8 protein-coding genes and 1 pseudogene are annotated in these 12,692 nt (G+C 66.3%); 5 read left to right on the top strand and 4 right to left on the bottom strand.

What is annotated here, in order from left to right; translation table 11 throughout:
- Positions 1-14 precede the first annotated feature (14 nt).
- Positions 15-1,601 (top strand): glycoside hydrolase family 27 protein, encoded by a 1,587-nt coding sequence (locus tag FZ025_RS02275; protein ID WP_053057179.1) that lies wholly within the window; start codon positions 15-17, stop codon positions 1,599-1,601.
- A 617-nt stretch (positions 1,602-2,218) separates the two neighbouring features.
- Complete coding sequence (locus tag FZ025_RS02270; RefSeq protein ID WP_386269922.1) at positions 2,219-5,113, top strand: TonB-dependent receptor; 2,895 nt, start codon at positions 2,219-2,221, stop codon at positions 5,111-5,113.
- A gap of 282 nt (positions 5,114-5,395) precedes the next feature.
- On the opposite strand, the gene htpG is transcribed toward FZ025_RS02270, so the two are convergent.
- Positions 5,396-7,300 (bottom strand): molecular chaperone HtpG, encoded by a 1,905-nt coding sequence (htpG, locus tag FZ025_RS02265; RefSeq protein WP_046978307.1) that lies wholly within the window; start codon positions 7,298-7,300, stop codon positions 5,396-5,398.
- Positions 7,301-7,514: 214 nt separating this feature from the next.
- Here htpG and rsmD point away from each other — a divergent pair, with 214 nt between their 5' ends.
- Genes rsmD through FZ025_RS02250 form a run of 3 tightly spaced genes read left to right on the top strand, consistent with a single transcriptional unit; the run spans position 7,515 to position 9,154 of the window.
- Positions 7,515-8,120 (top strand): 16S rRNA (guanine(966)-N(2))-methyltransferase RsmD, encoded by a 606-nt coding sequence (gene rsmD / locus FZ025_RS02260; RefSeq protein ID WP_046978306.1) that lies wholly within the window; start codon positions 7,515-7,517, stop codon positions 8,118-8,120.
- Positions 8,117-8,623, top strand: coding sequence for a pantetheine-phosphate adenylyltransferase (gene coaD / locus FZ025_RS02255; RefSeq protein ID WP_046978305.1), 507 nt, complete (start codon positions 8,117-8,119; stop codon positions 8,621-8,623). The genes rsmD and coaD overlap by 4 nt, the downstream gene beginning before the upstream one ends.
- Before the next feature lie 36 nt (positions 8,624-8,659).
- Positions 8,660-9,154: a hypothetical protein gene (locus tag FZ025_RS02250; protein WP_046978304.1), complete on the top strand. Its 495-nt coding sequence runs from the start codon at positions 8,660-8,662 to the stop codon at positions 9,152-9,154.
- A 405-nt stretch (positions 9,155-9,559) separates the two neighbouring features.
- Here FZ025_RS02250 and FZ025_RS02245 read toward each other — a convergent pair whose 3' ends face one another.
- The 3 genes and pseudogenes from FZ025_RS02245 to FZ025_RS02235 all read right to left on the bottom strand — a co-directional run.
- Positions 9,560-10,216 (bottom strand): type III effector AvrRps4, encoded by a 657-nt coding sequence (locus tag FZ025_RS02245; protein ID WP_146093567.1) that lies wholly within the window; start codon positions 10,214-10,216, stop codon positions 9,560-9,562.
- Positions 10,217-10,912: 696 nt separating this feature from the next.
- The gene (locus tag FZ025_RS02240; protein WP_208803726.1) at positions 10,913-12,271 is read right to left on the bottom strand and encodes an MFS transporter; all 1,359 of its coding nucleotides are present in this window, start codon (positions 12,269-12,271) and stop codon (positions 10,913-10,915) included.
- A 24-nt stretch (positions 12,272-12,295) separates the two neighbouring features.
- A pseudogene (locus FZ025_RS02235) lies at positions 12,296-12,626 on the bottom strand (IS30 family transposase); the annotation flags it as partial.
- Positions 12,627-12,692: the final 66 nt, after the last annotated feature.

Raw genomic sequence — 12,692 nt, 5'->3', positions numbered from 1 at the left:
GACAGGAACCATCGATGGCTTCATGCACGCGCTTCGCTTTTCCCGCCCGCCGCTGGCTGTGGCGTGGCCTGCTCGCGCTCGCCGTGACTGGCAGTGGCGGCTGCGCGCATGCGCCGCCGCAGGCCGCGGCCGCGGCCAGCCCGCTGCACGGCATCTGGGTGATCGCGCAGGGGCCGTCGTTTCCCGGTCCGCGCTACCTGCGCATCGTCCAGCGCGACGGCCAGGCGCAGGGCAGCATCACCACCGACTGGTACGGCGAGGTGCCGATGCAGCAACTGCGCATCGACGGCGACGTGGCCCATTTCCAGATCGACAACGGCAATCCGCGGCTGCCGGCGCAGCCGTGGACCGCGACCCTGGAGCACGGCCAGCTGCACGTGGCCGGGCGCATCTGGGACGAGCAGGTCGACGTGCGCGCAAGCCGCGGCAGCGAGGCCGACGCGGCACGGCTGGCGTTCCCGGTCGCGCCGCTGCCGGCCTATGCCGCACTGCCGGGCGACGGCCTGGCGCCGACCCCGCCGCTGGGCTGGAGCAGCTGGAACCGCTTCGCCGAGCACATCGACGACGCCACCGTGCGCCGCATCGCCGACGCGATGGTCGCCTCCGGGCTGCGTGATGCCGGCTACGTCTACGTCAACATCGACGACGGCTGGCAGGGCCAGCGCGACCGCGACGGCGTCCTGCAGCCGAACGCGCGCTTCCCCGACATGCGCGCGCTGGCCGACTACGTGCACGGCAAGGGGCTGAAGCTCGGCCTGTACAGTTCGCCCGGTCCCAAGACCTGCGCCGGCTACACCGGCAGCTACGGCCACGTCGAACAGGACGCGCGCACCTGGGCCGGCTGGGGCATCGACTATCTCAAGTACGACCTGTGCTCGGGCGAGGGCATTTTCCGCGAACCGCAGCAGGTGCGCCGCGCCTATCTGCAGATGGGCCAGGCGCTGCGCGCGAGCGGGCGGCCGATCGTCTACAGCCTGTGCCAGTATGGCCGCGACCATGTCGGCCAATGGGGCCGCGAGGTCGGTGGGCACCTGTGGCGCACCACCGGCGACATCGAGGACAACTACGCGAAGATGGCCTCGATCGGCTTCGAGCGCAACGGCGATCCCGCCGATGCGGGGCCGGGCGGCTGGAACGATCCGGACATGCTCGAGGTCGGCAACGGCGGCATGAACGTGGACGAGTACCGCACGCATCTGGCGTTGTGGGCGCTGTCGGCGGCGCCGTTGCTGCTCGGCAACGACCTGCGGCAGATGACGCCGGCGACGCTGGCGCTGCTGCGCAACCGTGACGTGCTGGCGATCGACCAGGATGCGCTCGGCGTGCAGGGCAGGGCGGTGCGCAAGGACGGCGCGATCGAGATCTGGCGCAAGCCGCTGGCCGACGGCGGCGTCGCGCTTGGCGTGTTCAATCGCGATGCGCAGCCGCATCGGGTGGCGCTGACGGCGGACGACGCCGGCACCGCGTTGCACGGGCGCCGCTGGCGCGATCTGTGGCGCGGCGGCAGCCGGCCTGCTGGCGAGCTGCGCAGCGTGCAGGTCGCTGCGCATGGCGTGGTGTTGCTGCGGCTGTCGGCGCCGCCGGCTGCACACCCGCGTTGAGTTCGACAGGAAGGCGGGGACGTGCGGTTACGGGCGCGGTCCGTCATGCCTGCGCGCCTGCCCGGGTGTTGCGCGCGTGGCGCGGCTTGGCGATGGATTGCAACCATCGCCATGGTCCGACAAACGTTGTGCCGAGTTGCACGCGGCCTAACGCTGGCATGCACCGCCCCCTCCGGCGGAACCGGAAGCAACAGGCATGCATGCATGCCGGTCGGCCGCCCGATTGCGCTACCGAGTCGCGACCATGCGTTATTCCGCATGCAGAACCGCTAATTGCGACAAGACGCCGGCCGTGGTTCCGGGCACATTGTGATCGCATCGTTAAAGCGTGATGACTTTTTGCTTTCCGGCCGGCGGCCGGCGCGCGGGACAGGAGCCGCCGCCGTTCGCCACCCACCGCAGGACCGGGGATCTGCGCACGCGCAGCGTGCGAAGGACACCAAAGTATTCCCGTGGTGGCGTCCGGCCTTCCTAGAGGCCGCGGCGCAGGATGCGTAATGACCGGTGGCGCTGTTGCAGCGCCGCCCTCTTTGCACGATCCGTCCGCTGGCGCCCGCCGGCGCGGACCCGCTCGGCCCTTCGTTTCGCCCATGCCACGTGTCGCCATCGCTCAGGAGATTCCCATGTCGTTCCCGCACGCAAGCCATCTTTCCCATCACCGCGCACCGGTGCCGCAGCCGTTGGCGCTGGCCGTGGTCGCCGCGTTGTCGCTGGGCGCCGCATGCCCGGCGCTGGCGCAGGAGGCGGACGCGGACGACGGCAAGCCCCGGACCCTGGACAGCATCGCGGTCACCGGCTCGCGCCTGCGCCGCGTCGATACCGAGACCGCCAATCCGGTGGTGACGATCAGCCGCGCGCAGATCGAGGCGACCGGCAAGGCCACGCTCGGCGACCTGGTGCAGGAACTGCCGTCGATCGCTGGCAATGCGACCAATCCCAACACCAACAACGGCGGCGGCACCGGCGCCTCGACCATCTCGCTGCGCGGCCTCGGCGACAAGCGCACGCTGATCCTGGTCAACGGCACGCGCCTGGCCAGCAACGACGTCAACGCGATCCCGGCGACGATGATCGAGCGGGTCGAAGTGCTCAGCGACGGCGCCTCGGCGGTGTACGGTTCGGACGCGATCGGCGGCGTGGTCAACTTCATCCTGCGCAAGGGCTTCGACGGCATCGAGGCCAGCACCGACTTCGGCACCAGTTCGCGCAGCGACGGCAACCGCCGCAATTTCTCCCTGACCGCCGGCAAGACCGGCGAGCGCGGCAGCATCGTCGCCGGCCTGTCCTACCACAACATCGATGCGGTCTCGGCCGGCGCGCGCAGCTATTCCAAGGATGCGCTGTCGCTGATCGACGGCGTCGCGGTGAAGCAGGGCTCCTCGGCCACGCCGACCGGCAGCATCAGCTTCAACGACGGTTCCGATGCGGCCAGGGCGCTGGCGGCGAGCAACGGCTGCTCGCGGGTCACCTTCAACGGCGGCAGCGGCAGCCCGACCAATGCCAGCCAGTACCACTGCTACAACGCGGCCAGCGACTCCTACAACTACCAGCCGTACAACCTGCTGCAGACCCCGCAGGAGCGCACCAATGCCTTCGTGATCGGCAGCTTCCGCTTCAACGATCACCTGGAAGGCTACGTCAACAGCTACTTCAGCAAGACCAGCTCGGCCTCGGTGATCGCGCCGATCCCGATCTTCGCCAACGGCGACAATTTCCTGGTCTCGGCCGACAGCTACTACAACCCGTTCGGGCTGAACTTCGGCACCGACCGCAGCGCCGGCCAGTCGTACAACGACTTCAACACCCGCGCCACGGTGCTCGGCAACCGCCGCTACGAGTACAACACCTACAATTTCCAGATCAATCCGGGCCTGCGCGGCAGCGTCGGCGACAGCTCCTGGCAGTGGGACGCCAGCGTCAACTACGGCAAGGTCAAGCAGAAGTCGATCAACTACGGCTTCCTCGACTACGCCGGCTTCAACGCCGCGGTGGGGCCGTCGTTCCTGGACAGCGACGGCACGGTCAAGTGCGGCAGCGCCGGCGCGGCGATCGCCGGCTGTACCCCGATCGACATCTTCAACCTCAACAGCGCCAGCAACAAGGCCGCGCTGGAAGCGCTGGTGGTCAATCCGATCGTCACCAACGTCTACACGGTCAAGCAGTTCGAGGCCAATGCCAACGGCAACCTGTTCGACCTGCCGGCCGGCACGGTCAGCCTGGCGGCCGGCGTGTCGTATCGCAAGGAACGCACCTCCACCGCCGCCGATGCGCTGTGGACCGGCGACGAGAACGGCCTGTGCGGGGTGATCGAATTCTGCGCCACCGTGCTCGGCGGCAGCTTCAGCGTCAAGGAGGCCTATGCCGAGGCGCTGTTCCCGCTGCTGGCCGGCCTGCCGCTGGTGCATTCGCTGAACCTGACCGTGGGCAGCCGCTTCTCCGACTACGACACCGTCGGCAGCAAGACCAACAGCAAGGTCTCGCTGGAGTACCGCCCGATCGAGAACCTGCTGCTGCGCGGTACCGTGTCGCAGGTGTTCCGCGCGCCGAACATCAACGAGCTGTACTCCGGGGTGGTCGGCGATTCGCCGTCGGTCAACGATCCGTGCAACGGCTACACCGGCGGCCATGCCGCGGCCTGCGCCAACGTGCCCACCGACGGCAGCTACCGGCAGGCCGACAACCAGGTCGGCGCCAAGGCGTCCGGCGCGGTGGTGGCCGGCTACCAGCTCAAGCCGGAAACCGGCAAGTCCTACGATTTCGGCGTGGTCTACGATCCGGGCTGGCTGGACGGCCTGTCGATGAGCGCGGACCTGTGGAAGATCAATCTGCAGGACACCATCACCCAGGTGTCGGCGCAGACCGTGCTCAACCAGTGCTACGCCAATGCGTCCAGCGCGTTCTGCGCGCTGATCCACCGCAACGACAACGGCACCGTCAACTACATCGCCGAGCCGACCGTGAACCTCGGCAAGCTGTGGGCCAGCGGCGCCGATTTCAGCCTCAACTACCGCCTGCCGGACACCGCGTGGGGCAGCTTCAACGCCAGCCTCAACGGCACTTACGTGATCCGCTACGACATCAACCCGGACACCACCGACGCCAGCACCGTCACCATCCACAACGCCGGCAAGTACACCTACGCCTACGGCAACTTCCCGCGCTGGCGCGGGCTGGGCACGCTGAGCTGGAACCTGGGCGACTGGAGCGCGACGTGGCGCATCCGCTACATCGGCAGCACCGAGATCGGCAGCGCCGATACGCGCCAGGGTCTGTCGGCCGACGCCGATCAGGCCGCCGTGGTGCGCGGCATCGGCGCCTACGTCTATCACAACGTGCAGGTCGGCTATAACCTCAAGCCCTGGCACACCCGCGTCGAACTGGGCGTGGACAACCTCACCGACAAGCAGCCGCCGCTGTACTACGCCAACAACGTCACCAACGCCAACACCGACGTGGCCACCTACGATCTGCTCGGCCGCTACTACTGGGCGCGGGCGACGGTGAAGTTCTGAGTCGCGACGCTCGCCGCCGGTCCGCGCCGCCGCTGCGCGGGCCGGCCTGACCGGTTTGGGCGTGGCCAGACCCGGCCGCGGCGGCGTCTCTCCACGGCTGTGGCGTTCATTTGCTGTCGGCCTGCACCAAGCATCGCGCATGCCGATGCGCTTGCGCCGTGCCGCCGTGGAGCATGGCGCGGTTCACCGGCCGTCACGAAAAAAGGGCACGCAGGCCCTTTTTCGTTTCGTCGCGATGCCGCTCCTGCTGCGCTGTGCAACGCAGGCAGCGGCGTCGGTCGCCTACGCCGCCAGCTCCAGCAGCAGCTTGTTGAGCCGGCGCACATAGGCGGCCGGATCCTTCAGGCTGTCGCCGGCGGCCAGCGCGGCCTGGTCGAACAGCACCCGCGCCAGATCGCCGAAACGCTCGCCGTCGGCTTCCGCGTCGAGTTTCTCGATCAGCGGATGTGCCGGGTTGAACTCGAACACCGGCTTGCTCTCCGGCAGCGTCTGTCCGCTGGCTTCCAGGATCTGCCGCATCTGCAGGCCCAGGTCGCCCTGGCCGATGGCCAGGATCGCCGGCGAATCGGTCAGCCGGTGCGACACGCGCACTTCCGAGACGTCCTCGCCCAGCGCCTGCTGGATGCGCTCGACCAGGCCCTGCTTGGCCTTGGCCGCTTGTTCCATGGCCTGTTTTTCTTCGTCGCTGTCCAGCTTGCCCAGGTCCAGGTCGCCGCGCGCCACGTCGACGAAGGACTTGCCGTCGAATTCGGTGAGATAGCTCATCAGCCACTCGTCGATGCGGTCGGTGAGCAGCAGCACTTCGATGCCCTTCTTGCGGAACACTTCCAGGTGCGGGCTGTCCTTGATCTGCGCGTAGCTCTCGCCGGTCAGGTAGTACAGCTTGTCCTGGCCTTCGGGCATCCGCGCCACGTAGTCGGCCAGCGCCACGCTGTGCTCGGCGTCGCCGCTGTGGGTGGAGGCGAAGCGCAGCAGTCCGGCGACCTTTTCGCGGTTGCCGAAATCCTCCGCCGGACCTTCCTTCAGCACCTGGCCGAAGTTCTTCCACACGTTCTTGTAGCGCTCGGGCTCGTCCTTGGCCAGCTTCTCCAGCATGTCCAGCGCCCGCCTGCTCAGCGCCGACTTCATCGAGTCGATGACCGGGCCGGACTGCAGGATCTCGCGCGATACGTTCAGTGGCAGGTCGCTGGAATCGACGATGCCCTTGACGAAGCGCAGGTACAGCGGCAGGAACTGTTCGGCCTGGTCCATGATGAAGACGCGCTGCACGTACAGCTTGAGCCCGCGCGAGGCGTCGCGCTGGTACAGGTCGAACGGCGCGCGCCCGGGCAGGTACAGCAGCGAGGTGTACTCGAGCTTGCCTTCGACCTTGTTGTGGCTCCACGCCACCGGGTTCTCGTGGTCGTGCGCGATGTGCTTGTACAGCTCCTGGTATTCGGCGTCCTTGATCTCGTTGCGCGGCCGCGTCCACAGTGCGCTGGCGCGGTTGACGGTTTCCCACTCCGGGGTTTCCGGCTTGTCCTTGTCCTCGCCGTGGTGTTCCTTCGGCAGTTCGATCGGCAGCGCGATGTGGTCGGAATACTTGCGCACGATGCCGCGCAGCTTCCAGCCGTCGGCGAAGCCGTCCTCGCCTTCCTTCAGCTGCAGCACGATGCGGGTGCCGCGTTCGGGCTTGTCGATGGTGGCGACCTCGAACTCGCCTTCGCCGCGCGAGGACCAGTGCACGCCCTCGCTGGCCGGCAGCCCGGCGCGGCGGCTGTACACCTCGACCTGGTCGGCGACGATGAAGGCGCTGTAGAAGCCCACGCCGAACTGGCCGATCAGGTGCGAATCCTTCTTCTGGTCGCCGGACAGATGCTTGAGGAAGTCGGAGGTGCCGGACTTGGCGATGGTGCCCAGGTGCGAGACGATCTCCTCGCGGCTCATGCCGATGCCGTTGTCGTCGATGGTGACGGTGCCGGCGTCCTTGTCGAAGCCGATGCGGATGCGCAGCTGCGCGTCGCCGTCCAGCAGTTCGGGCTTGACCAGCGCCTCGAAGCGCAGCTTGTCGGCCGCGTCGGAGGCATTGGAGATCAGTTCGCGCAGGAAGATCTCCTTGTTGGAATACAGCGAGTGGATCATCAGCTGCAGCAGCTGCTTGACCTCGGTCTGAAAGCCCAGGGTTTCTTTTTGGGTTTCCACGCTCATCGGTGCTTGCTCCATGGGGGATGGCAGGCCGCGCGGAGGAGGGCGCGACTCTGCCACAGCAGATGGAGGCGGCGGCGCCCGGCTTCAAGCGCCCCGTGGCGCGAGCGGGCGCCATGGCGCTGGTCTATCATCCTGGCCCCGTTCCCTACCCAGCGCCGTCGATGCCGACCCCGTGCCCGTTGCCTCCCGATTTGCGGCCGTCGCGAGGCCGCCGATGAGCCGCGCCGGCGAGGGCCAGGTGCGCATCATCGGCGGGCGCTGGCGCAACACGCGGCTGCCGGTGCCGGACCTGCCGGGCCTGCGCCCGAGCTCCGACCGGGTCCGCGAGACCCTGTTCAACTGGCTGCTGCCGGCGTTGCCCGGCGCGCGCGTGCTGGACCTGTTCGCCGGCAGCGGCGCGCTCGGCCTGGAAGCGGTGTCGCGCGGCGCGGCCTCGGCCTGCCTGGTCGAGCGCGACCCGGCGCTGGCCGCCGCCCTGCGCGCCAGCGTCGCCAGGCTGCAGGCGCAGGCGCAGATCCAAGTGGTGCAGGACGACGCGCTGCGCTGGCTGCAGGGGCCGGGCGCCGACGCCCCGGCCGACATCGCCTTTGTCGACCCGCCGTTCGCCGCCGGGCTGTGGGACGCGGTGCTGCAGCGGCTGCCGGCGCGGCTGGCCGCCGATGCCTGGCTCTATGTGGAGTCGCCGGCCGGGCAGGCGCCGGCGCTGCCGGCGCCGTGGGCGCTGTACCGCGAGGGCGGCAGCCGCGAGGTCCGCGCTGCCCTGTACCGGCGCACCGCTGCTACACTTCGCGGCGACCTTCACGCGGTATCCAGCGCATGACCGTGGCCCATAGCCGCATCGCCGTCTACCCCGGGACCTTCGATCCGGTCACCAACGGTCACATCGACCTGGTCAACCGCGCCGCGCCGCTGTTCGAGCAGGTGGTGGTGGGCGTGGCGCAGAGTCCGTCCAAGGGGCCGACGCTGCCGCTGGAATTGCGCGTGGACCTGGCCCGCGAGGCGCTGGCCGGGCACCGCAACGTGGAGGTGATCGGCTTCGACACGCTGCTGGCGCATTTCGTGCGCTCGGTCGGCGGCGGGGTGCTGCTGCGCGGCCTGCGCGCGGTGTCGGATTTCGAATACGAGTTCCAGATGGCGAGCATGAACCGGCATCTGATCCCGGAGGTGGAGACGCTGTTCCTCACCCCGGCCGAGCAACACAGTTTCATTTCGTCGTCGCTGGTGCGCGAGATCGCGCGGCTGGGCGGGGACGTGTCCGGCTTCGTGCCGCCGTCGGTGGTGCAGGCGCTGGTCCAGGCCCGCCAGGCCGCGGCGCAGCGCTGAGCCGTCCGTCATTCACAGACAACAAGGGAGCCATCCATGAAGAACACCGTACGCGTGCTGCTGATCGTCTCGCTGGCACTGGGCTTCACCGCCTGCAAGAAGCAAGAGGCCGCCGCGCCTGCCGCCGACGCGCAGCCGGCGCTGGCCGCACCGTCCAAGGACGACGATGCCGGCTGGAAGAAGTACCTGCAGGAAGTGGCGATCCAGAACATGGGCAGCATCACCAACAGCCCGTTCCTGTACTACCTGCCGCCGGAGTCGGATGCGGATTTCCAGGCCAAGTACGAGCGCCAGGTCGAAAGCGCCACCACCGCCATCGGCCGCGGCATCCAGCCGGGCAACATGCTGGCGTTCGGCTCCTCGGCCTCGGCCAAGATGGCCGACCTGATCGCCGCCGCCTTCGCCAAGGTCGAGCCGAACACGATGAAGGGCGTGCGCGTGGTCTACATCGGCAACGCCGCCGACAACGCCCGCGTGCAGACGGCGATCCAGCCGAGCGGCGCCGAGTACATCTTCGTCGAGGCCAAGTAAGCCCTGCACTGTCGGCGTGCCTGCACGGGCACGCCGGCCCCGCGCGCATCCGCTGCCCGATCGCGGCGCGCGCCTCGGTTCACGCGGTGCCGAGGAACGCCTGCCGCTGCCTGCCGAGCCGCCAGCGCATGTCCTTGCCATGGCTCCTCTTCTCAAACGAAGGCGTCTTCTCAAACGAAGGCGCCTCCTCGGAAGCCGGGGCGGTTCGCACTGGTGTTGCGATACCGAGTCGAATGCTCCGCCACAATCGAGACTGGCAGCGCCTCCTGTCTGCAGGAGGTCGCGGCACCTCCCGCAGACAGCGCCTGCGGCTGAAACGATGGAAAGCTTCGGACAAATAGCGCGCCGTATGCGCCCAATGCCTGAAAGCAATATGCCCGAAAGCTGGTTGAGGCTCAGAGCTAATCAAGGATGATTGTTAAGTCTGAGATTCTCGTTCGTGAGCACCACTTCGCGTCTACGGAGTTCAAAAAGTTCTTCATTTACTTTATCTCTATTTTCAGTGGCAGCTTGCAATTGAGCATCATCATTCGGGTTTTCAATATCTTCTGTTAGTTCAATGATCAACTGTTCTTTTTTTCTTATTTCATCAGTCAATTTGGCAATGTTTCCAGCTGGGACAACGTTCACATGGCGTGACGAAGAGCCGAATTGATAGACGCGTTTGCCTGTGCCACCCAAGAGAGCGTTGCGCGTGAATGGGATTTGCAACCCGCCAGGCGCAGGCTTGAAACCACGTTGCTGGAGTTTGTCGATGGCGCTCAGATGAGGGTTGTTGGAAGGGCCGGCTTGAGTATTGATGTCCACGCGCTGAGCGTCAAAAGCTCTAGCTCGACATGCGTGCTCCGGTGACTTGGCGGAAGACCTGGTTGCGACCTGGCCCCGCTGCGGCGCTCGCGCGCTTGACCTTGCCGCGGGCAGTCCTCGAACTTCAGCGGGGGGTATTTCTGGAGCGGGTAAGGCAGCATCGTCGGCGGCTGCGGCAATGCGACTTTTCGATTCATGAACAGATGCGGAATTATTGAAGCCGGCACTGGCTGAACTGAATGAAATATTACGCATGGGAAACCTCATGTCAAAGAAATTGAACAGACACACACAAAGTATGGCTTCGATCAGACGGGCAAGGAGCAATCAGCGAAAATCTGCCCATTGTGCCGAAATATTTGACTGCGGCGGCTGATTCAACGCTGATACGCAATGCCGTTGCAGGTGCTCGTGACGGGCGAAACCGCACCGCAAGCCGGTTGCTGGCCTGGTAGCGCCCAACAAGAAACCGACCCTCCACTGGCACCACGCGTCCCCGCGTCCAGGCGCTCATCGCCGAACATCGCCTGCTGCGCGGGCATGAATTCCTTTCCGTGCCGGTTACCGCGATAGGCTGGGGCCGGCCTGCGCCTGGGTGTTCTGTTGCTGCGTCATCTCGATTTGTTGCTGGCACACCTGGTCCTGTTTGATGACCTCGGCCTGCTGTAGACACCGCCCTTGGCGTGACGCGCGCGGGCCACCGCGCCGGGATGACGACCGAGCTGCCGGGCCCTGTGCGCATTGGAAGCAGATAACGCAAACCCGCAGGCCGCCTGATAACGTTCGTCCTGGGTCGGGTATCGATAGGACATGCGCCATTCCACTTGGTCGTGTAGTGGCGCAGGCTGCGGCAGCTGGCCCACTACCGTTTGGGAAAGCTGCACTTCGTGCGCGAATCCACCCGCGCTTTCCTAATGCGCCGCGGCGTATTCGATAGTCTCCCTGCTGAAATCACTGCGCCAAGTGCGATGCGCGTCGAAGCGAGAATGAAGCGATGACGGCGATACCCATTGCTGCAGCACCCAGCCAGGATGCCGTCGTGTATCCGCTGTCGGTTGGAAACTTCGATCCAGCAGGGGTGTAGGCGGCCAGCGTTAGGCCACCTAACGCGCTGCCAATCGAGAAACCAACGCTTCGGATCACCTGATTGAAACTCATCGCACTGGACGTTTCTTCACGTGGGGTGACGGCGAGGATCGCTACGGGCATTGCCGCCGAGAAGATCCCGACGCCCAACCCCAACAAACCCATGACTGCAAACGCCAGCCACAGTTGGACTCGGGCCACGGCAAACAAGACCAGCGCCGCCAGAACCGCCGCGCCTCCCAGGGCCAGAATGGTTGCTGCAACCAACCGCGCGCGCAGCGGCGGCACCAACGTTCCGCCTACAAATCCGAGTGCGGAGAAAGGCACCAACACCAAACCGGCGACAAAGACGCTGACACCGAACCCGTGACCTGCCGCTACTGGTGTTTGCACGTATCGGGTGACGAGCGTGAGCAATAGATACATGCCGATGCCGCCCAATAGCATGACCGCGTTGGCTCCGGCCACTGCCGGATGACGTAGTAAGGCCACGTCAACTAGAGGAGCAGCGGATCGGGTTTCGTGGCGCGCCCAAAGGCCGATCAGAATTACAGCCGCGACTAGAATGGCGCCGGCGAACATGGGATGGTCGATCCACAGCGCTGTCTGGCTGATTGCGAGAAGAAGAGCCAGCAAGCCAGCACCCAGCAGTGTTGCGCCTTGCAGGTCTACGGATGCCGAGCGACGTTCAGGTGCTTGTGGTATCCAGAGCCAAGCCGCCAGCAGTGCGGGCACGCTAATCAGCAGGCCGAGGCCATACGCCGCACGCAATCCTGCCAAGTCGACCAGAAGTCCGGAAAGCGGATAGCCGATGCCAACGCCGATAGTCGAGACAACGGAGAGGTGGGCAATCGTGCTCGGCGAGTGCGCGGCGGGCAAATGATCCCTTGCAACGCCCATCATCAGCGCCGTCAGCCCCAGTCCAGCGCCTTGGGCGACCCGCCCGGCCAGTAGCCAGCCAAATGATGGCGGTACAGCCGTCAGCAAACTGCCGGCCGCGACGACAGCCAAGGTCGCCAGGATCGTTTGCCGACGATGAGCGCCGGTGCCAAGCCGACCCAACAGCGGGGTTGCGATCGCGCCCGCTAGCAGCGGGGCGGTGAGCGTCCACTGGGCGACAGCCAGCGATACGCCGAACTGGCTCGCCACGGACGTAATCAGCGGTGCACCGAGGCTGCCAACGACTGCGACGACGAGCGCGATGAATATCAGCGTCGGTACCATCGGACGTTCCTTGAGGGGGCGGATTCAACTCTGGTTCGCAACGCTGTTGGGGAACTCCTCGGAGAAAACTTCGAGGGGCGTTCTGAATTCGAGTATCTTGCGCGGGCGGTTGTAGAGTCGTTGCTCGATCCATCGCAAGTGCGCATCGCGTATCGTGCTGAAGTCGGTGTTCCCTGGCAAGTACTGCTGGGTCATCAATCCGTTGGCATTTTCGTTGCTGCCACGCTGTGTATGGATCAGCGAAGTAGAAGTCGCCCTGCAAGGCAGCAGCGATCAGTTGATGATCGGCGAACTCCTTGCCATTGTCGGCCGTCAGGGTATGCACTGCGTCGCCTGGCCGCCCCAGGCGCTGAATCCGCCCCGCACCCCCACCGCCCACGTCGGCGCAGTGCCCGCCGACGTGAGGCGCTGTTGCGAATCG

This window comes from Xanthomonas hyacinthi (genome assembly GCF_009769165.1).
Taxonomy (GTDB): domain Bacteria; phylum Pseudomonadota; class Gammaproteobacteria; order Xanthomonadales; family Xanthomonadaceae; genus Xanthomonas_A; species Xanthomonas_A hyacinthi.
Note: the sequence above shows the minus strand (reverse complement) of the source record. Positions and strands in the feature narration are given on the sequence as shown.

Coding starts and splice junctions, on each gene's coding strand:
- FZ025_RS02275 (WP_053057179.1), top strand. CDS start 15: ATGGCTTCATGCACGCGCTTCGCTTTTCCCGCCCGCCGCTGGCTGTGG.
- coaD (WP_046978305.1), top strand. CDS start 8,117: ATGACCGTGGCCCATAGCCGCATCGCCGTCTACCCCGGGACCTTCGAT.
- FZ025_RS02240 (WP_208803726.1), bottom strand. CDS start 12,271: ATGGTACCGACGCTGATATTCATCGCGCTCGTCGTCGCAGTCGTTGGC.
- FZ025_RS02250 (WP_046978304.1), top strand. CDS start 8,660: ATGAAGAACACCGTACGCGTGCTGCTGATCGTCTCGCTGGCACTGGGC.
- rsmD (WP_046978306.1), top strand. CDS start 7,515: ATGAGCCGCGCCGGCGAGGGCCAGGTGCGCATCATCGGCGGGCGCTGG.
- FZ025_RS02245 (WP_146093567.1), bottom strand. CDS start 10,216: ATGCGTAATATTTCATTCAGTTCAGCCAGTGCCGGCTTCAATAATTCC.
- htpG (WP_046978307.1), bottom strand. CDS start 7,300: ATGAGCGTGGAAACCCAAAAAGAAACCCTGGGCTTTCAGACCGAGGTC.